This window comes from uncultured Gimesia sp., from assembly GCF_937910335.1.
Classification (GTDB): Bacteria; Planctomycetota; Planctomycetia; order Planctomycetales; family Planctomycetaceae; genus Gimesia.
The window spans coordinates 13,981-36,536 of record NZ_CALEMX010000146.1 but is presented as its reverse complement, the minus strand read 5'-3'; the positions used below and the strand labels follow the sequence as shown (position 1 = coordinate 36,536).

At 47.5% G+C, this 22,556-nt stretch carries 17 protein-coding genes; 6 read left to right on the top strand and 11 right to left on the bottom strand.

Annotation, left to right across the window (positions count from 1 at the left end):
- Positions 1 to 14 precede the first annotated feature (14 nt).
- A complete protein-coding gene (locus Q0668_RS05900) occupies positions 15 to 1,298 on the top strand; it encodes a Gfo/Idh/MocA family oxidoreductase (protein ID WP_298861240.1) in 1,284 nt (427 codons plus the stop codon).
- A 177-nt stretch (positions 1,299 to 1,475) separates the two neighbouring features.
- Here Q0668_RS05900 and Q0668_RS05895 read toward each other — a convergent pair whose 3' ends face one another.
- The 4 genes from Q0668_RS05895 to Q0668_RS05880 all read right to left on the bottom strand — a co-directional run bounded on the left by Q0668_RS05895 (position 1,476) and on the right by Q0668_RS05880 (position 6,352).
- Positions 1,476 to 1,781, bottom strand: coding sequence for a hypothetical protein (locus Q0668_RS05895; RefSeq protein WP_298861237.1), 306 nt, complete (start codon positions 1,779 to 1,781; stop codon positions 1,476 to 1,478).
- Between the two features lie 125 nt (positions 1,782 to 1,906).
- The gene (locus tag Q0668_RS05890) at positions 1,907 to 2,905 is read right to left on the bottom strand and encodes a DUF1559 domain-containing protein (protein WP_298861235.1); all 999 of its coding nucleotides are present in this window, start codon (positions 2,903 to 2,905) and stop codon (positions 1,907 to 1,909) included.
- Between the two features lie 352 nt (positions 2,906 to 3,257).
- Positions 3,258 to 5,030, bottom strand: coding sequence for a CRTAC1 family protein (locus Q0668_RS05885; protein WP_298861232.1), 1,773 nt, complete (start codon positions 5,028 to 5,030; stop codon positions 3,258 to 3,260).
- Between the two features lie 20 nt (positions 5,031 to 5,050).
- On the bottom strand, positions 5,051 to 6,352 hold the full coding sequence (locus Q0668_RS05880) for a tetratricopeptide repeat protein (protein WP_298861230.1): 1,302 nt from the start codon (positions 6,350 to 6,352) through the stop codon (positions 5,051 to 5,053).
- A gap of 477 nt (positions 6,353 to 6,829) precedes the next feature.
- On the opposite strand from Q0668_RS05880, the gene Q0668_RS05875 reads away from it, so the two are divergent.
- A complete protein-coding gene (locus tag Q0668_RS05875; protein ID WP_298861228.1) occupies positions 6,830 to 7,984 on the top strand; it encodes an FN3 domain-containing metallophosphoesterase family protein in 1,155 nt (384 codons plus the stop codon).
- 51 nt (positions 7,985 to 8,035) lie between these two features.
- On the opposite strand, the gene Q0668_RS05870 is transcribed toward Q0668_RS05875, so the two are convergent.
- From Q0668_RS05870 to Q0668_RS05840, 7 genes are all read right to left on the bottom strand, one after another.
- Positions 8,036 to 8,260 carry a hypothetical protein gene (locus tag Q0668_RS05870; RefSeq protein ID WP_298861226.1) on the bottom strand — a complete coding sequence of 75 codons (225 nt, stop codon included), beginning with the start codon at positions 8,258 to 8,260 and terminating at the stop codon, positions 8,036 to 8,038.
- 199 nt (positions 8,261 to 8,459) lie between these two features.
- Positions 8,460 to 10,481: a transglutaminase family protein gene (locus Q0668_RS05865; RefSeq protein ID WP_298861224.1), complete on the bottom strand. Its 2,022-nt coding sequence runs from the start codon at positions 10,479 to 10,481 to the stop codon at positions 8,460 to 8,462.
- On the bottom strand, positions 10,478 to 11,815 hold the full coding sequence (locus tag Q0668_RS05860) for a DUF58 domain-containing protein (protein ID WP_298861222.1): 1,338 nt from the start codon (positions 11,813 to 11,815) through the stop codon (positions 10,478 to 10,480). The genes Q0668_RS05865 and Q0668_RS05860 overlap by 4 nt, the downstream gene beginning before the upstream one ends.
- Positions 11,816 to 11,883: 68 nt before the next feature.
- The gene (locus Q0668_RS05855; RefSeq protein ID WP_298861219.1) at positions 11,884 to 12,846 is read right to left on the bottom strand and encodes a MoxR family ATPase; all 963 of its coding nucleotides are present in this window, start codon (positions 12,844 to 12,846) and stop codon (positions 11,884 to 11,886) included.
- A gap of 243 nt (positions 12,847 to 13,089) precedes the next feature.
- A complete protein-coding gene (locus tag Q0668_RS05850) occupies positions 13,090 to 14,580 on the bottom strand; it encodes a sulfatase (RefSeq protein WP_298861217.1) in 1,491 nt (496 codons plus the stop codon).
- Positions 14,581 to 14,606: 26 nt separating this feature from the next.
- Positions 14,607 to 16,025 carry a sigma-54 dependent transcriptional regulator gene (locus Q0668_RS05845; protein WP_298861215.1) on the bottom strand — a complete coding sequence of 473 codons (1,419 nt, stop codon included), beginning with the start codon at positions 16,023 to 16,025 and terminating at the stop codon, positions 14,607 to 14,609.
- On the bottom strand, positions 15,997 to 17,421 hold the full coding sequence (locus Q0668_RS05840) for a HAMP domain-containing sensor histidine kinase (protein WP_298861212.1): 1,425 nt from the start codon (positions 17,419 to 17,421) through the stop codon (positions 15,997 to 15,999). Before Q0668_RS05840 ends, Q0668_RS05845 begins: the two co-directional genes overlap by 29 nt.
- 382 nt (positions 17,422 to 17,803) lie before the next feature.
- On the opposite strand from Q0668_RS05840, the gene Q0668_RS05835 reads away from it, so the two are divergent.
- From Q0668_RS05835 to Q0668_RS05820, 4 genes are all read left to right on the top strand, one after another.
- Complete coding sequence (locus Q0668_RS05835) at positions 17,804 to 18,808, top strand: DUF1559 domain-containing protein (protein WP_298861211.1); 1,005 nt, start codon at positions 17,804 to 17,806, stop codon at positions 18,806 to 18,808.
- A 212-nt stretch (positions 18,809 to 19,020) separates the two neighbouring features.
- Positions 19,021 to 19,617 (top strand): NAD(P)H-dependent oxidoreductase, encoded by a 597-nt coding sequence (locus tag Q0668_RS05830; RefSeq protein ID WP_298861208.1) that lies wholly within the window; start codon positions 19,021 to 19,023, stop codon positions 19,615 to 19,617.
- A 127-nt stretch (positions 19,618 to 19,744) separates the two neighbouring features.
- Positions 19,745 to 20,896: an SGNH/GDSL hydrolase family protein gene (locus Q0668_RS05825; protein ID WP_298861205.1), complete on the top strand. Its 1,152-nt coding sequence runs from the start codon at positions 19,745 to 19,747 to the stop codon at positions 20,894 to 20,896.
- Positions 20,896 to 22,416: a VCBS repeat-containing protein gene (locus Q0668_RS05820; protein WP_298861276.1), complete on the top strand. Its 1,521-nt coding sequence runs from the start codon at positions 20,896 to 20,898 to the stop codon at positions 22,414 to 22,416. The genes Q0668_RS05825 and Q0668_RS05820 overlap by 1 nt, the downstream gene beginning before the upstream one ends.
- The last annotated feature ends 140 nt before the right edge of the window (positions 22,417 to 22,556 follow it).

Genomic DNA, 22,556 nt, shown 5'->3' with positions numbered 1-22,556 from the left:
ATGGAGAACCAGTCATGTCCGATTCTGTCAATCGTCGCACTTTTCTCGGTCAAACCGCGGCTGCGACCGCCGCCGGTATCGCTGCCCCCGCGATCCTTTCCGCCGCCAACAAAGCTCCCAGTAAAAAAGTCACCATCGGAATTATGGGGATGCAACGTGGTCTTTTTTTGGCGAAAACGTTTGGTGCATTGGATGGCGTAGAAATCAAATATGTTTGCGATACTGATGCTGACCGCATGGCGAACGCCGTCAAAACAGTCGAAAAGGCTACCAAGAAGGCCCCTCAACCCATTGGTGATTTTCGAAAAATTCTGGACGACAAAGAAGTCGATGCGTTGATTGCCGCCCCGCCGAACCATTGGCATTCACCGGCTACGATCCTGGGTTGCTCTGCAGGGAAACATGTTTACGTGGAAAAACCTTGTAGCCACAATCCCAAAGAGGGTGAAATGATGGTGGCAGCGGCTCGCAAAAACAAACGAGCCGTCCAGATGGGAAGCCAACGACGTAGTAGTGAATCAATCATTGAAGGGATTCAAAAAGTTAAAGAAGGGGTGATTGGCGATGTCTACCTGGCGCGGGCTTTTTATCAAAGTGCCCGCGGTTCGATCGGCACCGGCAAACCCGCGCCTGTTCCCGGCAATCTGAACTATGATCTCTGGCAGGGACCCGCTCCCCGTGAGAAATATGTGGATAACAGAATCCCTTATAATTGGCACTGGTTCTGGCAGTATGGGAATGGTGAACTCGGAAACAACGGCGTACATTCACTGGATATCTGCCGTTGGGGTCTGGGTGTCGAGTACCCAACTCGTGTTGTTTCCAGTGGCGGCCGTTATGCTTACGAAGACGATCAGCAAACACCTGATACTCACGTTGTTGCTTACGAATTTGACGGAGGCAAACAGATTACGTGGCAGGGAACCAGTTGTAACCGTCACAAGAATGAGTTTGTCACGTTCTTTGGCAGCAAAGGGACCATGATATTCGGTACCTCTGGTGGATACCGAATATTGGACGCCAAAGACAAAGAAATTGAAAAAGTGGGTGGTGGCCAGGGAATGAGCGAACACGCTCAAAACTTCATTGATGCGATTCGCAATGATGAGCCACTGAGTTTGAATGCCGAAATTGAAATTGGGCACAAAAGTACGCTCTTGTGTCATATCGGTAATATCGCGCATCGCACCGGTCGCACGATGACCTGTGACCCTGCCAATGGTCACATTCTAAATGACAAAGCAGCCATGGCACTATGGACGCGAGATTACGAACCAGGCTGGGAACCCAAAGTCTGAGACTTTCAGATCTTTGTGCATTAAAGCATTAAAACAAGGGAGCCGGCAATTGTGCTGGCCCCCTTTTTTTATTGTCTGATTCAATGCCATAGCTCAATAAAAAACGCCTTCGATAAATGAATCTCAAAGGCGTTGAGTCTAATCGTGTAACACAGTCACACATTAAATTTAGTATGCTCAGAGCTGATCGGCGATTTTTTTGGCAGCTGCCTTAATTTGTTTTGCGCTTTTCATAGACTCCAGTTTTTTCGCTTCCGCAGCCAGTTCAGTTTTACCAGCCTGCTCCAGACTTTCCGGAATTCCAAAGAAACTACTGTCAATCACTCCTGATTCAGCGATTGTATTTAAAGATGCTTTGACGGTTGATAAATCCTGCGTAGCAGGTGTTTCCTGATTGGCAGGTGCCACTTCACCTGCCCCCCCCCCTCCACAGCCTGCCAACATTAAGCTCATTGACAGACAGAATAAAGCCAATTTATTCATCGTTAGCCCTTTCTCTTGTTAGTTACTATTAATGACTTTTTCAGATTCTCATTATATAAAAGAAAATCAGCTCGGTAACGATGATTGCCGAGCTGATTAATTAAAACCGTTGAGCAATGGATGAATTAATCGCTGATGCTGACAGGCTCACCATCGGCAATCGCTCCCAGTCGATGCCAATTCAGTAAATCGATGTTTTCTGAAACGAAGTGCACAGATCCATCGGCCATCAATACATGAGCACCACCGGTATGACGGCTACGCGCTGCCTGGGCTGAAGACGCATCGCCCCCTGCATGACCACCATTTCCGGTACTGCAGTCATCATTGGGTGAGTTTGGAGTATTCCAGGTATTAAACCAGGTCTCGTCACCTCGCATCCAACGTGATCCACGGTGGTTGTAGAAAGCACCTGCGGCTGCACAAGCGGTAGCATGCGTATCTAGATCTGACTTTGTTGGAAAGATCGTGTTATTACCAGGACCAAATGCCACTGCCCGTCGTACGTCACCTTTCCGATCGAAGACAGTGCCATTGGCAGACCCCACAATTCGTTCGCCCATGGCAATGACATTCGATGTTCCATCGAGAACATCAGACACTCGGGTAATCTGCTGGTATCGAAAAAGCCCAACTTGCGATGTGCGGGTCACGCCAAATCCCAAACAAGGACCAACAGACACATAGTAGTTCAAAGATCCTTCCGAATAAACCGGATAGCGCAGGTCAGTAGGACATTTAAAGACACCAATGGCAGCAGCCCGAATTCCTACATCGGTGTTAGGAGATTCTTCACAGTTCAAATTAAAATCCATACGATTATAAATGTTGGCCTGATCCATAAATGGCAGCAACATCGTCTGTGGGCTAAATCCCACCCATGGTGTAATCGCTCCAGTTCGACTACCAGAGAGTAGCATCTGGCCAAAGCAACGATGTGTTTCATGATAGTTATGTAATGCCAACCCGAACTGTTTCAGGTTATTTTTACATGTCGAGCGGCGGGCCGCTTCTCTGGCCTGTTGGACAGCCGGCAATAAGAGGGCAATTAAAATCGCAATAATGGCGATGACAACGAGCAATTCAATCAGCGTGAATGCTCGTCTCCTTCGTAAGACGCTCATAGACACTCTCCTAAAAAAGAAAAAGAAAAATTACGCACCCAGCCTGCTAGACAGATTTGCTATGTATCACAAATATATAACACAGAGACTTTCGAGCGACAAAATGGATGTTTTCTGTAGAAAGATAGAAAACGGAGACCATCTAGAATTCTATTTTTTTTGGGGAAAGAGACAAGTTCTTATCATACAAAAACAGCAAGAAAACCCAACTTCTTAACGTGATTTTGTTTACTTAAGTTATTTAATAACAAAGCGTTACAAACTAATCCAATGCCATCACACACATTGAAGCATGCACAAATCGTACAATTTAATTTCTTTGGTAATATTAGAAAGTAACCGATTTCTCAAATTAGGATTCTGGATTTGTGTTAGGTTCCAGTATCAGATTTGACGTATTCGGTTGAAGGGTCTTCACTTCCTGCTGAACACCGCTTGGCCAGTAAATACTAATGCCCCTTATGATTACATCAGCGCGAATTCCCCAATGAACACGTATGTCACTTGAAGAGAGATAACTGCCTCCCCCTTTGATCTGCCGGACCTGGTCACCGGCTGAAGTATGTAGAATCAGTCGCGCGCCAATTGCATCCCGATTACTGCGCGTTCCGATTAACCGCACGGAGATCCACTTCCCTTTTGTGTCAGATGTATTTTTGAGAATTCCTGGTGGATCGCTAAAATTTGAGATGGCGATATCGAGATTTCCATCTTCATTGAAATCAGCCAGCGCTAAACCGCGGCCTGTATGACTCTGTCCGAAGTAAGACGAATCGGAATACTCAAGCTGAGCAAAGCGTCCTTTCCGATTCTCGAGATAAAGTGGTTCTTGTCTGAACGGAGAATTCGTAGAGAAATAAGCGACGTGTCCATTTGCCACAACGATGTCTTCATCTCCATCCCAGTCAAAATCGGCACACGCTGTTCCAAATCCGACAAACAACGCTCCAATGGAAGTCACTCCGGTATCATTACTGACATACAAAAACTGGGCATCTCCATCATTGCGATATAAAGCGAAGGCTTCTTTTTCATAGTTGGCAACCCATAAGTCTGGCAAGCCATCATGATTATAATCCATAATATCTACGCCCATGCTTCCGTTGGGCGTTGCCCGATCATCGACGGCCGCACCATTGATCAAACCAACTTCCTCGAATTTGCCCTTTCCATCATTCAGGTATAAAAAGTTTTCGACGGTATCGTTGCAGACATATGCATCCAGGTCCGTATCATTATCGAGATCAGCGAGAATCACGCCGAGCCCTTTCCCTTCCGGAACCAGGCCCGCTGTTTTCGTCGCGTCATAAAACGTACCATCACCCCGGTTGAAAAACAGAAGGTCTCCTACGCCTTTAAAAGAATGCGGCGAACAGACATCGGGACGACCCGGTGTTAATTGACATTCAGGATGATTCTGAAAAGACCAGTCTGTATATTGAGTCAAATAAAGATCCAGTAAACCATCCCCATTAATATCCCCCCAGGCAGCACTGGAACCCCAATAACAATCTCGCAAGCCGGCGGCGATGGACGTTTCTTCAAATGTGCCATCCCCTAGATTCTTCCACAGTATGGAACCTCCGTAACCGGTTACAATCAAATCCTGAAAGCCATCGTTGTCATAATCTCCCACCGAACATCCATTACTATAAAAGTCGGCCAGATCCATATTTGCTGCACTCGTTTTGTCAAGAAAATGGAAGTCTCCTGTGTGGCGTAACAAAATGGAGGGAGCGCCTTTGGTCGTTTTATTTTCAAAGCTACCACCGCCGGTATAAAAGAGATCGAGAAGTCCATCTCGATCGTAGTCTAAAACCGCAGTACCACCGCCCAGCGTTTCGAGAATCGCTAATTCACCCGCGTCCTGACCATTGTGGTAAGTAAAATTTAAATTTTGTTCAGGCCAGACATCGACAAATTCGGGGCGCAGGCTCGTTTCGGAATGTTCCTGAATCAACTTTTCATTCGATTCTGTTGTTAGTCTGTCCAGCTCATCGGCTTTGTCCGAAGTACATCCAACAACAAGGAAACACAGGCCCAAAGCAAATATCAGCGGGGCCTGGGAATTCCAATGCGATATCCATTTGTTGAAGTCTGTCATACCGTTGCTTAATTTTATCATGTCCGTTTCCGGTGGGGATTCTATTTCTGATCTGATTTTACAGGTGAATTCTCAGTTTTTTTTGTTAATGCATTTGCTTTTTCGCGATGGATTTTTGCCAGTCGTTCAAAACTCTCCCCGCGGGCTCGATTCTGTTCGTAATATCGAGCCAATTCTATATGTGTACCCCTATGGTGGGGCAGAGATCGCAAGACACTATTCAGCCAGACAATTCCCTGTTCTTCTGAAATATACTTCAAGTAAGCTTTACCTATCTGAAATCGCAACTCTGGATTGGGTGGTTCTTTCCGCATTTGGTCTAACAAGTCCTGGATCTCCGCCAAAGCATTATTGGTTTCTTTAATCGTCTGACTGAGTTCTTTCGCCTCCTGCTTTCTCCCTAGACGGCTATAAACAATGGCCAGCGCATTTTTAATTCCCAGATCTCTGGGGTTGGCTTTGGCAGCCGGTTCCAGCCATTTCAAAGCGGCCTCATAATTTTTTGCAGTGAGTTCCAGAGTTCCCATTTCCAGATGAGCGGCGGAATTTGCTAAAAACTTCGGCTCCCCCATAACCTGATATTCTTTTTGTAATTCTTTGACGTCTTTTTCCAGAACCTCTAATAGAAGTTGTTTTGCCTTCTGATTTTGGTTTAACAGTCTGTAACAACGCGCCAACCCTACTTTGGCGGGTGATTTAAATTTTGTATTCGCCAGCGTCGTTTGATAATATTTCATTGCGGCTTCTGTTTTTTTGAGCGTTAACTGAATGCGTGCGAGACTATACGCGGCGGGGGCATATGTGCGGTCTTTATCCAGGGTTTTCTGAAACTCTTTGATTGCATCTTGCAACGCCCTTTCATGCTCATAAATTTTCCCTCGCATAAAATTGGGAAGTGGATCTTCCGGAAAATCGGCTTCCCAGAGCTCCAGAATTTTGAGTGCGTCGTTAAACTGATAATTCAAGATACAACTGTTAACATAAGTCTCACAAATATCCTGCATATCTGCCTGATCTTTGATGAGCAATTCACTCAAGTGTTTTTGCAAATCGGCATTGTCGCCGATTTGTGCTTTTAACAGCCATTGTTCTTGTAGATATTCTTCTGTAGAACCGGCCAATTCATAATATTTCATTAACACGCTATAAGCCTGTTCGACATCACGCGATTTTCTATACGCACGCGCAAACAGGATCTTCGTTGTTGGATTCTGATCATCCAGAGCCTGCGCATACGCGAGCCATTCCAAGGCATTTTCAGGATTGCGTTCCAGTAAATTCTGTACAGCGCGATCCTGAAAGAGGCTGATCCACAATCCTCGCCCCCAGACAGGAGAACTCAATATCGCCACCAGCAAGATAACAAGAGAGAGGATGAGCTTTTTTCGTGCTCTAAACGCCACTTTTTTTTCTCTCGAATCGTTTACAGAAATTGTCAATCGAACACCCGAAATTCCAAAAAAAAACGGATTTCAAATCTACATCGGACCGCGTGTCATATTATCTTAGAAGCCCTATCTGCACTTTTCCTGCCCTAAAGAAAAAATCACCCACAAAATAGCTGAATTATTACAACTTCGTTATGATTATCCATTAATACGAATACAACTTGAATGATGTTGGTCAAAACATTCAAGCTGTCCCGAATATTTTAATAAGATTAAGACAAAAGCTGAGACAGATGTTGTCATTGAAAATTCCGTATCATCAAAGTCTGTTTTTCAAAAGAAACAACTGCCATACATACTCAATGCCGTCTTCCAAGAATCGGGAGAACATCGGGATCACTATTCCCAAATTAATTACACGAGAAATACTTCATGAAATATCTGATTCTGTTTAGCTGTCTTTACTTATTCCCTCAAATAGTATCGGCAGAAGAAATTCAGCAGATCTGGCTGACGCACAAATCCCATGAACCAGATCAAATTGTTGTGAACTGGTTGAGTAAAGAGCCGGGCGATTCCGTAGTGCGATTTGGTCTCTCTCGGGAGAACATGAAAACGATTCAAATTAAAGAAGAGACGACTCTACATCATGTTGAAATTCCCATAGCTCATCGAGACACAATCTATTTCTACTCGGTAAAAACGGGAAACCAGAAGTCGGCGGTGGCTACTTTTAAAGCATATCCCACCGATGAACTGCGCGTGGCGATTGTTGCGGACTGGCAGTCTCAACCCGACTTGTCGCATCTGATGAAAGAAGACGTGCACCTGCTGTTGACGGCGGGAGACAATATTAACAATCTCTGGCAGAAATGCGGACCGGGAGAGCGCGACTGCATCACTCCTTATGTCAATTTAATCAGTGCTTACCCGAAGTTATTTCGATCGACGCCCTTCATGCCTGTCCTGGGAAATCATGACCGCCAAATCCATCCGCGTGGAAAAAAGCCACCCGCGCATGCCGTGTATGATATTGAAGCGATTGCATTTCGTCGCTTTTTTGAACTTCCCGATGAGGAATGGAAATGGCATTTTGAGATCCCCGAATTTGATGTGCGATTCATTGGTCTCGACTTTAACCACATCTCAGACTTCGGCAATAGCTGGCAGACCTGTCATGCCTTCGACCAGAATTCTGCACAATATCGCTGGTACGATTCCGTTACAAAAAATGTCCCCGGCCATCTTGTCACACTTTACAACGAGCGTAATGCTAGTATACGCAGTCAACTTCAGGGAGGCTGGCATCGGTTGTTTCTTAGAGGAACGATGTGTGTGACCGGCTTTGGATATTATGCTGAACGGGCAGAGCTGGATGGATTGACCTATTACAACACATCACTCGGTGGAAAGGGTGCACAATATGCGGACCCCCATTCGAAGTTTTTGGCCGGCAAAGATGGCTATCTGATGCTGACCTGCGAACGGTCTTCAGGGAAGCTGACGGTTGAGATGAAGAGTTTACAGGGCGAAATCCTTGACCGTCAGATTTTTTCCAAACCAGCACGTGGAAAAATCAAACCGTAAGCGTACGGACTGCCCGACGTTGCTGTTTCAATGCCACTGGTGTGGTCAGAATCAGTCGACGTTCTGTGAACTTTTTTTCTGTTCCAGTTCCGGAATGTAATCAGGCACGGAAAAATAGGTATCCTCACGCGGAGCCGGGCCGCGGTTTAACTTCGACCATTGGTTGGGTTGTAGTGCGTGTGGCAACATTTCACAGCCGGATGCAAAAAATGAAATGCTGGGAATGATCAATACGAGGAGTGCTTTTGAGAGAATTTTCATCGAGAAAACTTTCATTGAGAGAATCCCGTTCAGATAAAGTATTCCGTTTGCAAATGCGCATACAAAAAGAGCGCATGAACTGCTGGTCTTTTTTGACAGTCGATATGAAATGGATTTTTTTGATTTGAGAAGTGAGAGATGAGGGACGGATTCTAGCCAGACGGTGTTTGTCTGCCAAGCCCATTTTGACCTGCCAAATCTGCCGATCCCGGTATTAAATGAGGGATTTTTTCTGTCGAAATTCCAGTAATTGCTGTTTCAACTGCAAAATCAGCTCGTTGGTCTCTGCAGATTCCGGCATGAAGCGGCTACAGGCGTAGTTTTGATACCATTGTGCAATAGCCTGGCTCTGGATGCGTCTGGAAAACTGCATCAACGTTTCGCCGGGCTTGCGCACGATTTTATGTTTCCCCAGCAGTCGATCCATTTGTGCCAGCAGTTGATGCAGTTCCTGAACATGTTCCGGATTTTGTAGAAAGAGAGCCCGCTCTTGCAGTCGTTTTTGACAGATTTGAATAATCCGCCTGAACCCAAACCAGAGCGCTACCCCGCAGATGAGCAGTGCCAAAGGAAGCTGTGCCTCAGAGAGCGCCAGGACCCACTCTCCGCGTTGCAAAGCTGTTTTCAATCGGGAATACTGGCCTATTAACGATTCCCAGTACTGCCTGACCCCGGCGGGTGTATTTTGATCGGGCCGACCGGCTGCCGGCGTGGATTCGACAGTGACCCAGCCTCGTTGTTCATCCCAGGCTTCGACCCAGGCATGCGCGTGCCTGCTACGTGCAACCCAGAACTGGTCGTAGACATTTCTTTCGCGCACGATATAACCTGTGATGTAACGGCAGGGGACTCCAGCCATTCTTAATAAGATTGCGGTTCCCGATGCAAAATATTCACAATGAGCGTTCGGCTTTTCCAGTAGAAAATATGTAAGGGGATCATTGCCTTGAGGGATCTTGATTCCGATTTCATATTCATATTGATTTTGGAAATAGTTTTGAACGCGGTTAATTTTCTCTGCAGAAGTTTGGCAGTCGGCAAAAATCTGGTTTGCCAGCTGTTGCACGCGGGGCGAAAAGCCAAACGGAAGTTGCAGCAACCTCCTTAAAGAGACTACCGATTCAGGAGCCGGTGGAAGCTGTTTGCGTGGCAGAAAGAGAGCATAGGGATATCCATATTCCATTGTACGTGAAGTCAGAATATTCTGACTATCAATTTGAATATTCTCAGCGACCGCATGAACCAATGGTGTATTCAAAGGTGCATAAATATGCTCGGGGCTCGTCGACCAGACTTCATATTCAATCCAATCAGAAGAGTTTGCCTGTCCGATTTGAAACCAGTTACCTTCCGGTATGATCTCCGTTTTAACACCCGCGGGTGGCAAGCCTATGCTGGCGACATTTTGATTGCCAATCTCAGAATGCCATTCCGAATTAAAAAACTGCACGAAAGCCCGACCACGCATGTAGCCTGGTTCATCGGAAGATTTGATACGTAATTTGACTTGCTGGGCATCGGAGTCAAATTGTTTGGTCAGGCTGCCGAGCTTTGAAATCGTCGAGAATCCAGCACGAGAAGCCATTCCTGAAGTGCGCGGCTCAATCAGTCGATAATAGAGTTGATCCAATTCTCGCTCGTAACGATGTAATCCGGTGGCAGTCAACCAGCCAACTAACCAGATGACAATAAAAAAGTTTACGCGAATGAGATAAACAACCCACTTCTTTTTGACTTTGCTCTTCTGTGAACGCACTACATGCCCAAATTGATAAAACACACCTGTCATCAGCACATAGCTGAAAACAAAAATCTGATAATAGACGTTTATGGATCCATGGACTTGAATATCGCCAATGAGAATAAACACCAGGATACCGAGTAAAGGAAAAGAGTTCGGCAGGAAAGGAATAAAATGCTTATCAAATAGCTGACGTAGCTGCAGGGCTATTATAAATTGTGCAGCTGCATAGGCCAGCGGAGTTCTGATCATTTCCGTTCGATCCTGGCCGAACTCGTGCGGAGAGAGCATATACTTTACCATAAACAAGATGGCTAGAATGCTGGTGGTCCAGAACACCTGACGACGGGAAAATGAATAATGTAAAATCGGGAGATACGATAAGGCAGCCAGCAAAACAATACTGGCAGAGAAAAAAAGCGTCTGCGATAGAATGCCGAGGGTGGCGCACTCCAGACTGATCAAAATGAAGGCAACCGTACGCTGCGAGCTCATAGCGATTCCACCTTCCCTGTTGCAATCTGTTCGGGTGTGAAATGAGCGGCATGACCGAATTCCGCGGAATTGTAAGGCAATGTCGTTTCACCATCATGAATGATGATCGTTTTTAAACTGGAACCTGAATCGAGAACAGCCCTCGCCATTTTTTCCCGTTGTTCATCCCAATCCAGAAAAATACAAACGGCGGTCGAGATATTGGAGAGTTCTTCAAAGACGGCTGGTCCAATGGTTTCGAATGGATCATCGGGACAACGATCTACACAAGACAAAATTTCCAGAACATTATCAAAGTGCGCGGTATGGCGCCCTGCCCGAAATACATACAGCTCCGGACCTGCAGCAAACAGGTCGATCAGATATTCTCCGCGCGACAATGCATCTGCAATTGATGCCGTCAAACTAATTCCCGCTTCGAGTACATTGACAGGTTGCTTGACATCCGCTTTGGAATACCAGCGCTGATTCAGCGATTTCAGCTTGCGCTTCAGCCAGGTTTCAGGTGGCATATAGGTATCGAGAATCAAGGCAATACGGCAGTAGTATTCTTCCTGGTACTCTCGAACCACGGGCTTACCAAGCCGGGCGAAGGATCGAAAATCGAGTCTGCGGGCAGGTTCTCCCGGAACATATTCCCGATTCCCTATGTACTCGGGCGATTCTCCCACATTGGAAGTCAGGGCGATGCCGCCTGGCTGAAATTTGCTGCCGACTGGTAAATCGACCGTTGAGATTTGATGAAAGCTGGGCAGCACCAATAGAGATTTCCCGGGTAGGGCTGCACTGCCTGAGCGGTTGAGATGAAAAGGAAACAAGGTATGCACGCCCAGTTTGGGAAGTGCGTAGAAGCCTCTTTGTGGTGCATCGATGGTCACGGTGATCTCGGCAGATTCTCCGCGCGACAGGCATTTCAATGTATCATCACGATCGGTTTGTGAGAGCGGTTTTTCCAACCAGCGAAAGGCGACTGCCATATCGTAAATGGGCAACCAACCCTTGTTGGTCACGGTAAAATGACCCACTGCAGGTTGACCGGCGGTGGTTTGCGCGGGGAAATCTCCTTTGAGATCACAACGGGGCCGGAAGATCCAGGATGCCATTCCGTCGATCAGAATCAGCGCCATCAGTACGCTGAAGAGATTATAAATGGGTACAGTGACGGAAATCGTACCGATGCCGGACAAAAAGAATCCAAACAACAATATTTTTCCGGGAGACGTGACGCGGTAGTACCAGTAATGCTTGTGCATTCGCACCAAGAGCAGACGATTGGTAAACGAATCTTTTTTTCTGATCGTGGGTGAATAGGGATCGTATTCCGAGACATGCATTACGGTTTCAATACTTCTTATTGAATGAGTCGAGAAGTTGATTCCACTCAGATCCCTTTTGCAAAATGCTAATTGGGAACTTTTACTTTTTGAACAATATCCGATACCACATCCATTTTAGTGATGCTGCTGTATTTTGCTTTTGATGTTAATATCAGTCGGTGTGCTAAAACATATTCTGCCATATGCTGGACATCATCGGGCAGTACATAACTTCTGCCTTTGAGGAACGCGATCGCCTGTGAAGCACGAAACATCATGAGTGTACCGCGAGGACTGACCCCTAGCTTCAACCGGGGATCTGTGCGTGTGGCCTGCACGAGATCAATCATATAACGAGCGACGCTCTGCTCGACATGCACTAATTTTACCTGATTCTGCATCTGCAATACTTCTTCATGGCTGAGAACGCGTTTCAGATGATCAATGGGATGTTCGGTTGATTGCGCGAACAGAATTTCCATTTCATTCTCTGCATCCGGATAGCCGAGCTGCAAGTGAATTAAAAACCGATCCAGTTGTGCTTCCGGTAAGGGATAGGTCCCGTGAAAGTCTACCGGATTCTGTGTTGCCAACACAAAAAAGGGAGCCGGCAGGATATAGCGTACGCCTTCAATGGTGGCCTGCGATTCACTCATGGCTTCCAGTAGCGCTGACTGTGTGCGGGGAGAAGCACGATTGATTTCGTCGGCCAGTAAAATATTACAAAAGATCGGTCCTTCCCGAAAATGAAATGTGCCATCGACGGGATTATAGATTGATGATCCTAAAATGTCTGTCGGCAGCAGATCGGGAGTAAACTGCACACGATTGAAGGGCACATCCAGAGAGCGTGCCAGTGCTTTGGCAAGCGTCGTTTTTCCGGTTCCCGGCACATCTTCCATCAGCACCGACCCGCTGGAAAGCAGCGCGACCATCATCATGTCGATGCTTTCTGACTTTCCCCGAATCACACTGCTCAAATTTTTCCGCAACAGGCTGAGCATGTCGGAATATTTTTCATCCTGTTCCGGCAACGTGGATTGCGCCATTCGACTTCTCAATTATCTATAGACGTTGATTGGAGAGATGCAGATTCCAAGTGATTTTTGAAAATGAAATTTCATCACAAACCCATGGGACATCTTGAATTATAGCAGATCACAGAAAAATGAAAGGATTGACATGAAAATAATTCGAAGTGACCAAAAACCATTTTTTTGTGAAGCAGTGCCTTTGGAGAAATTGGCACACGCTTTGTGTCTTGCTGTCCTTTTCCTCTTAAATTCGCCCTTTCATTTCTCTGGTTGCCAGGGCTCCGGTCCATTGGGCTTCGCGCGTAAAAATTTTGCATCGGTTTCCTGATACCATCGGTGTAGTTTCTGACGCATTGATGCGACACGCTCGGGATGCTTTTCTGTCAGGTCCGTCTTCTCTCCCAGGTCTTCTTTCAAATTGTAAAGTCGCGTACTTCCGTCCTCGAAACGCTCAATCAGTTTCCAGTTGCCCATACGAATCGCGCCGCCCGGGATGCCTCCCTGATTGGAGTAATGCGGATAATGCCAATACAGGGCATCTCGGTTCAGGTGTGCTTCCCCTTTCAGCAAAGGCTTCAGACTGACGCCATCGCTATGCTGTGATGGTCTGGCAGGCAAGCCGGCCAGATCGAGAATCGTCGGATAGAAATCGGTGCTGATAACCGGTTCATCGCTGGTGCTGCCCGGTTTAGTGCCTCCCGGCCAGCGAATGAGAAAGACTTCGCGAATGCCCCCTTCATACAACCAGCCCTTCCCGCCTCTGAGCGGGAGATTCGAAGTGGGTGAACCTTCGGACGTACTCAAGCCGCCATTGTCAGCGTTTAACATGACCACTGTATTCTCAGCCAAGCCTGAATCCTCCAATTGTTTCAAGACTTTGCCTACCGCGCGGTCCATCGATTCCACCATCGACGCATAGACGGCATGCTTTTGCAGAATTCTGACTTTCCGCTTTTGCTTGACGTCGAAAACCTGCTCTTCATCGGCGAACTCTTCCTGATCGGTCAAGCCTAAGCGTTTTGCCTTCGCCTGGTATTTGGCCACTAATGCCTTGGGTCCCATCAAGGGTGTATGCACGGAATAAAAAGAGAGATAGGCCAGGAAGGGTTGTTCTCGATGTTCGTCGATGAACTTTGCTGTTTCACTTGCCAGTCGATCGGGCAGATGCTCGCCGTCCGGTCCATCGGTTAAGCGGGGGTTACCATAAGGCGAGAAATATCTTTTGCCACCGTAAGGACCGCCGCGTAACCAGCCACCACGATTCACATCGAAGCCCTGTTTTTCCGGCCAGAACTCTTCAGTTGGTCCCAGATGCCACTTGCCGGCGAAAAAGGTGGCGTAACCATGTTCTTTCAAAGCTTCCGCGATGGTTACTTCATTTAAAGGCATCCGGTCGTTCAGTGGAGCCGGGAGAAACTTGCCCGCACGTTTGCCGGAAAAGAAGTTGGTGGCATCGACGCGCGTGGGATATTTCCCGGTCATGATACTGTAACGCGTGGGGCTGCACACAGGATTGGCAGCGTAGCCGTTGGTAAAACGCATCCCTGATTTTGCGAGTTGATCAATGTGTGGTGTCTCATAGAATGTCTGTGGATTATTGCAGCCGACATCCATATAGCCGAGATCATCCACGAGTATGAACACAAAGTTCAAGGGTTTTTGTCTGGCTTTCTCAACACCAAAAACAAAGTTGCTTTCCAGAGCCAGTAAAGTGAATAATGCCGCTAAGCAGCGCGCCCCAGGTCTCATGTTGAATGACTCCCGTTGAAAGTTCTTCAGCTATTTTCAATCTCGTATTGTTTTAGTTTCTTACTCAAAGTGGTTCGATGCAACCCCAGACAGCGTGCTGCCGGCGCACATTGTCCATGAAATTTTTCCAACGCGACTTCCATTACCGGAGGTTCGATCAGCGAAAGTAATTTTTTATAAATATTAGCGGCCTGATCAGGATCAGTCAGTTGCTGTTCGGCCCATTGCTTGAGAAGTTCGAGAATTTGTGCATCCGAGCCTGTTTGGGAATCATCCATTCCCAGAAATGATCTGGATACAGAAGCCGGCAAGTCCTCCGGGAGGATGGTTCCCCCGCGTGCGCGTAAAGCCGCATGTTCAATCGAATTTCTCAATTCGCGTACATTACCATACCAGGGACGTCTTTCGAGTTCTGCAACGGTTTCCTGCGTCAATCGATGTTGCATGCCAGTCTGACGATCCACAAACCGCTCCAGAAAAAAATCGGCGAGCACGGAAATATCCCCTACACGCTTTCTCAAAGAAGGGATGTCAATCTGAAATGTACACAATCGAAAATAGAGATCGTGGCGAAATTTTCGCTGTCTGATCAACGATTCCAAATTACGATGTGTGGCGGCTATCACACGAAAATTCGTTTTGACCTTTTTATTCGACCCAACAGGCAAGACCTCTCCTTCTTCAAGAGCCCTTAAAAGTTTAATCTGAATCGACAGTGGGATGTCGGCAACTTCATCCAGAAACAGCGTCCCCTGATCGGCCTGCTCCAGAAAACCCATCCGCGCCGTTTCTGCACCAGTGAAGGATCCTTGCGCATGGCCGAACAGTTCACTCTCTGCCAGATTTTCGCTCAGAGACGCAATATTCACAGCCACGAAAGGACCTGTGGATCTTTCACTAAAGCGATGAATAGCCTGCGCCGCCAGTTCCTTGCCCGTTCCACTCTCGCCGGAAAGCAGAACACTCGCCTCCGAACCTGCAACCAACGCGATCGACTTGAATACCTTTTGCATTTCGAGCGTGGAACCAACCAGACCTTCCAGCTGACGATTTTCGTCTACTAATGGTTCTTTTCGCTCTGATTCGTTGATGGCTTTCTCTAATACCTGTTCCATCTGATTCAAATCGAATGGCTTTACAATATAATCAAAGGCACCATTGCGGACCGCTTCGACAGCGGTTTCTAAATCACCGTAAGCGGTAATCACGATCACAGGCACTGGGCCGATCCGTTCATAGAGACCCTGCATGGCAGTCAGCCCGTCCATGCCGGGCAAGCGAACATCCATCACAACCACATCCGGCCGCTCAGCTTCTGCCAGACTTAACGCCTGCTCAGCCGTCGATGCTATCATAACCTGATGCCCTTGACTCTCACCTAACTGGCTTAAGCCCCAACAGATGGATTCTTCATCATCAACGATTAATAATCTCGACACGCTCATTCTCCGCGTTCACCAAAGGCAATTCGACGATAAAACAGGTCTTCTGATCTCGCCGCTCCCAGCGAATCTGTCCGGAATGATTCTTCACAATTTCACTTGCTACAAACAAACCCAAACCAGTTCCATCCTTCTTGCCTGTCACCAGTGGCTCAAACATTTTATTGACAATCGTCGGCTCCGGCCCTGCTCCTGTATCCAGTACTTCCAAAGTAACAGACTCTAGACTACTTTGAAATAGCCTGATGCTGACCTGACCGACATCCTCACTCTTTGAGTTCTGGTCTGCATCAACGGGAACCGCAGCTTCAATCGCATTCAATAGCAAATTATTAATCAATTGCTCCAGAGATTCAGCATCTCCCAGAATACTAATTGCGTTCGCAACAGCTGCGGTTTCTAATTCAATTCTAAAGTGTTTCGCGGTCGGCGTGACCAGACTGATCATCCTGGAAACAATTTCACTCAGACAGACAGGCTCAAAACTGGAAAAATGGCCACCCTTATCTTCCAGAAAACTTTGTAAATATTGTTCGATCATGCACAATTGACGATTGGCAACCTGTAATGTTTCATCTTGACTCTCTGGACATTTACGGAAATGCAGATCCAAAGCGATGTGACAACCGGTGACAGCATTTCGTAACTGATGCGCGATCGCACCGCGCAGTTGACCCAATGTTTTCAACCGCTCACTGCGTTTGATTTCGTCTTCATAATCACCTAACAGTCCTGCCATCTGATTGATGGAAATACTCAAATCACGAATTTCATCATCGCGAGTCGGCTGAACCATAGGCTGGAAGTTTCCATGTGCAATCTGTGCCACTTTTTTGTCCAACCGCTGCAAAGGGCGCGTGACGCGCGCGGCAATGACTGTTGCCAAAAATGCGACTATTGCAATCGCGATACTGCCTGCCAACAAAGAGGGATAGATGGCATTCGAGAGTGCCTCTCGATATTCTTTCACCGGGTAATAAATATGCAGATACTCTAAACCCTGTGTTCTGGGGCGTTGTTGAATTTTTACAACTGTATGAAAAAATAAGACATCGTCAGTCTGATTTACATCAGAAATCTGTAACTGACTCCATGCAGGTGGTTCGTGTGAAACGGTCTGTGGTACAAACCCGGGGCGCGTTGTAGATACGACCTCACCTTTCTGCCCCACGAGTACAAAATCGGCCCCCGAAAGCCCTTTCGTCTGATTTAAAACCGCTACGGTTAAAGGAAAAGTGGCATCGTTCAACGTATGCGCAATTTGACGAAACTGATCACGAATCTGTAATTTAATTTGATTGGTCGAAAGGTAGGCGTGGCATAAAGTCACGCTCACAATCGCACAAATCATGATCCCGACCATGGGAATAAGAATCTGATACCTTAACGGCCAGCGCATCGGAAGGGCTGCTTTCTCTTACTGAAAAAATTGGCTAATCAATGGATTTCAAAAGATTCCATTTTATGACATGCGGGGACGATAAAAAATGATTAATCTGATAGATCATCCAGAAATATCGCCCGGCTTTCCTTATCGATTTCCCGTCACGGAAGAATCCGAGCAAACAAGATGTCGTACATTTCAGCGCCTCTGTCTATTTAAAGAACACTTCCCAGGTTTGTTTGCAGGTTGTACATATCTCAATTCGCTATAAACCGCACATGAGACTCTAGAAATCATGGAAGTCCCTGTAAAACAGCCGCTTTGGTACACATTTTGCTTACTTTTTGTATAGAATTGACAATAGAAACGATGATGTCAGCGATAAGGAAATACTTTGATGCGCAGCAGACGTGGATTTACATTAATCGAATTACTGGTAGTAATTGCCATCATCGCGATTTTAATCGCGTTGCTGCTGCCGGCGATTCAGCAGGCGCGAGAAGCTGCCCGACGCACCCAGTGTAAAAATCACTTGAAACAGTTAGGTCTGGCAGTCCATAACTATGCCAGCAGCTATCGCTATCTGCCCCCCGGAGCGAGCATCGATCTTTCAGTTTCTACGACGGGCAATAATGGTTCGTGGGGCGTGCATGGTCGGATTTTACCATTGCTGGAACAGGGAAACCTTTATAACAATGTGGATCTCTCGATCGCCTGGGATTTTCAGACAGCCATTGATGGTTTGAAAATACCCGTTTATGCCTGCCCCAGCGATCCTCAAAGTGATCAGGTGCGCGACCCCGGTGGTGGAAAAGTAAAACTGTATCCGACCAATTATGGTTTCAACTATGGAACCTGGTTTGTGTTTGATCCTGCAAATGGGAGCGGTGGTAACGGCGCGTTTTACCCCAATGCCAGTTTAACGATGTCGGCGTTTACCGATGGAACCAGTAACACGCTGCTGGCCTCGGAAGTAAAAAGCTGGCAGCCTTATACTCGCAATGGCGGCCCCTCAACCACGACCATTCCCAATACTGCGTCCGAAGCTGCCATCATCACGGCAACGGGATCCAGTTTTAAAACCAATACAGGACACACCGAATGGCCCGATGGCCGCGTGCATCACACCGGTTTTACCGTTACGATGAATCCCAATACGTATGTGCCTTATACCAATGCGGGTACAGAGTACAACGCTGATTACAATTCGTGGCAGGAAGGCAAAAATGGAGGTGCCGGCGCACCCACTTATGCCATCATCACTTCGCGAAGTCATCATATTGGAGTCGTCAACGCCGTACTTGTGGACGGTTCAGTGCGCACAATCAGCGAAAATATCTCTCTGGATATCTGGCGTGCTTTGGGCACGCGTCAAAACGGGGAAGTCCTCGGCGAATTCTAAATTAAACTTGAGTGACAGTGGAAACACAGGGAGTTCATCTGGTTGCAGGTTGACTCCTTTTTTATTGTGCTGGTTTGCCACTCAATCACAATTTCCCTTTTCTGACTATTGATTCCAGGCTGCCCCCCTATAATAGAATCACTCAGAAATAGAATCACTGAGATGGACCCCGGTTGCATCTACTTCATCCAATGTAGAAAGAAAAGAACACGATGAGCTACCAACCTCGCATATTGGCTTTCGCAGGCAGTACACGCAAAGATTCGTTTAATAAAAAATTAGTAGCTCTGGCCGCAACGGGAGCGAGAGAGGCAGGAGCCGTGGTTACGCTGATCAATCTACACGATTACCCTATGCCTCTTTTTGATGAAGACCTGGAAGCCAGTGAGGGTAAAAATGAGCACGCTCTCAAATTCAAACAACTGCTGATGGAAAGCGATGGGATTCTGATTTCCTCTCCCGAATATAACGGCTCTATTTCCGCCGTTCTTAAAAATGCAATCGACTGGGCTACTCGCGCCGATGAAGGAGAAGCGCCAGGCTCTCTGCCTGCGTTTCGTGGCAAAGTCGTCTCCCTGATGAGTGCTTCTCCCGGCGGACTGGGAGGCTTGAGAGGGCTGGTTCACGTGCGGGCCATTCTGGGAGGCCTGGGTTGTCTTATGCTGCCCGCTCAAACGGCTGTCTCCAGTGCGCATGATGCATTTGACGAGCTCGGTAATTTGAAAGATGAAAAACGGCAGCAGCAAGTTCTGTATCAGGGACAAGAACTGACAAACTTCGTCACGCGACTGAATCAGCAGGATTCCTGATCGATTTGACTTGAAAAAACTTTGGATTCGAGCCCGGTCGTCAACTTTCTTTTTCATGAACTCTACTGTTAAGATAAATTGAGTTCTAATTTGTATCTCTTCTTTTGAGTTGACGACAGGAAATCGCATGACATTTCAACCTCGCCCGTTTGTACTGTTCTTCACAGCTCTGCTTTCGATTGTTGCTTTACAGAATACTCTGAATGCAGACGAAGCGCCGGTTTCTGATTTCACTGTCGATAAGAAAAGCAAAACACATTGGTTCGATATCAAGAACCTGGGTATGGAAGGTAAAGGCTGGACGGAAACAGAATCGTTTTATGACCGTCTCCCCAAAAAGGCGAAAGGCGTTGTGCGCCCCCCTGTCTGGTCGCTCAGCAAACATTCCGCGGGTATGGCAGTCCGCTTTGTGACTAACGCCACCGCGATCAAAGCAAAATGGGAACTGACCTCTCCCAGCATTGCCATGAATCATATGGCGGCAACCGGCGTGAGTGGTCTGGATCTTTACGTGAAAACGAAATCGGGAAAATGGCGCTGGCTGGCAGTTGGCAAACCCAGCCAACAGAAAAACAGTGTTTCACTCACCTCAGGTATATCTCCCGGGAAACGAGAATATATTCTTTATCTGCCCCTGTATAACGGCGTCAAATCGGTTGAGATTGGAATTCCCGAAAGCAGTAAGCTCTGGAAAGCGCCCGCACGCGAGGCAGGCAAAGATAAACCACTCATTTTCTGGGGTACATCGATCACACAAGGAGGCTGTGCCTCTCGTACCGGCATGGTGCATACGGCGATTCTCGGACGCAGACTCGATCGCCCGGTGATCAATCTCGGTTTTTCGGGCAATGGTCGGATGGAACCAGAAGTTGCGAAACTGATTGCCGAGCTGGATGCGAGCGTGTTTATTATAGACTGCCTGCCGAATGTGACTGCGAATGTGGTGAAAAAAGAAACCGAGCCGCTCGTCAAAACGTTAAGGGCCGCCCATCCCGAGACACCCATTCTGCTGGTAGAAGACCGCACGTATTCGAATGCGTTTCTCAAACCGAGCAGTCAGGACCGCCATCGTACGAGCCGCCTGGAACTCCGCAATGCTTATGAACGATTGAAAAAAGAGGGCGTGAAAAACTTGTATTATCTGGAAGGCAACACACTTCTGGGTGATGACAGTGAAGACACCGTGGATGGATCACACCCGACCGATCTCGGTTTTTTCCGGCAGGCCGACGCCTTTGAAAAAGTGTTGAAGCCCATTCTTGAGCAACACTCAAAGTGATGCGGTTCCGCCTCTGTTTCTTTCTGTTTCTCGCGTGTTTACAATCGTGCGGGAAACAGAAACCGCCGACACAACCAGAGGTTGCACTGCCTGCGGACGCACGTTTTCAGGAATTCCATGCTGAGATTCAAACGTTCTGCGGGAGCTGTCATCTCTGCCCCGACCCGGGTATTTTGACCAAAGAATTCTGGCGGATGCAGATTCCCCGCGAGTATGCGCACTATGAACGTTCGCAAAAAAAACAACAACGCGTGCCTCCGGAGCCGGAAGTCATCAAGTATTTCGTCTCGCAGGCACCAGAGAAACATCAACTGCCAACACAAGTTGTCAAAGTCCCAACGGGTCCCCTGACCTTTCGGAAGCAGGAATTCCCGCGACTGGTGGCCGATCAAATTCCCGGTGTTTCGGATTTGAACTGGATCGCTGGCGGTAATTTACCGCACGAATTATTGGTCACCGATCTGGGTACGGGGGAAATCGGTCGCGTTCTGTTTTCCGCAGGCAAACCCGCTTTCCAGTCTCTGGCAAAACGGAATCACCCGGCTCACATTGAACGCGTGGATTTAAATCAGGATCAACACGACGATTATCTCATCGCCGACCTGGGAAGTTTCGGGCCGGAAGATCACGACCGGGGAAAAGTCACGCTATTGATGTTCGATGAGAAAACGCAACGTTATCAGCCTCATGATCTACAGACAGGATTGGGGCGTGTGGCTGATGTCAAAGCGGCTGACTTCGATGGTGATCAGGACCTGGACCTGATCGTGGCAGAATTCGGCTGGCGAGACACCGGACGATTGCTGTATCTGAAAAATGTCTCTCCCTCAAAGACAGATTTGAAATTTGAACTTCAGGTTCTCGACGAGCGGCATGGCGCCAGTCATGTGCTGGTCACCGATTTGAATCAAGATGGCCGGCTCGATTTTGTGGCGATGTTCTCGCAGGAGCATGAAATCATCGTCGCATTTTTGAATCAGGGAGAAGGCCGCTTCAAAAAAGAAACGATATATCAGGCCCCCGATCCCGCCTATGGTAGTTCCAGCATTTCGCTGGTGGATCTCGACCAAGATCAGGACCTCGATCTGCTTTACACGAACGGCGATACGATGGACAGCTTTGAGTTACGGCCCAGCCATTCAGTCCAATGGCTGGAAAACAAAGGCACGTTTCCCTTTCAACATCATCCGATTGCAGAATTGACGGGCGCCTATGGTGCCACACACGGCGACTTTGACGGCGATGGGGATATCGACGTTGCTGCCTGCACGATGACTTGGGATTATGAGGCGCCTCGCAACACGGTGGTCTGGTACGAACAGAAAACGCCGGGACATTTTGTCGCGCATCCACTCGATTATTCGAAAGGTCAACATGCGGTGATCGAAGCGGGCGATTTTGACGCCGACGGCGATCTGGATCTGGCAGTCGGAAATTTTGAAGCCCGCGAGGCGAACCCGGACGCTCCTTCCAAATGGTTTTCCATCTGGTGGAATGAAGGGCTGGGGAAATCGAAATAACCCGGTAGGTTTAATAGCGACGGGTAATGCAAACTCCAAACGGTTAACGCGCCTGCGCGAGTTCTAGATGACTTTTTTCTAACCACGAAAGACACGAAAAATTTCAGGTTGCGAAATGCTGTTTCTGGTGCCGTCCCCGT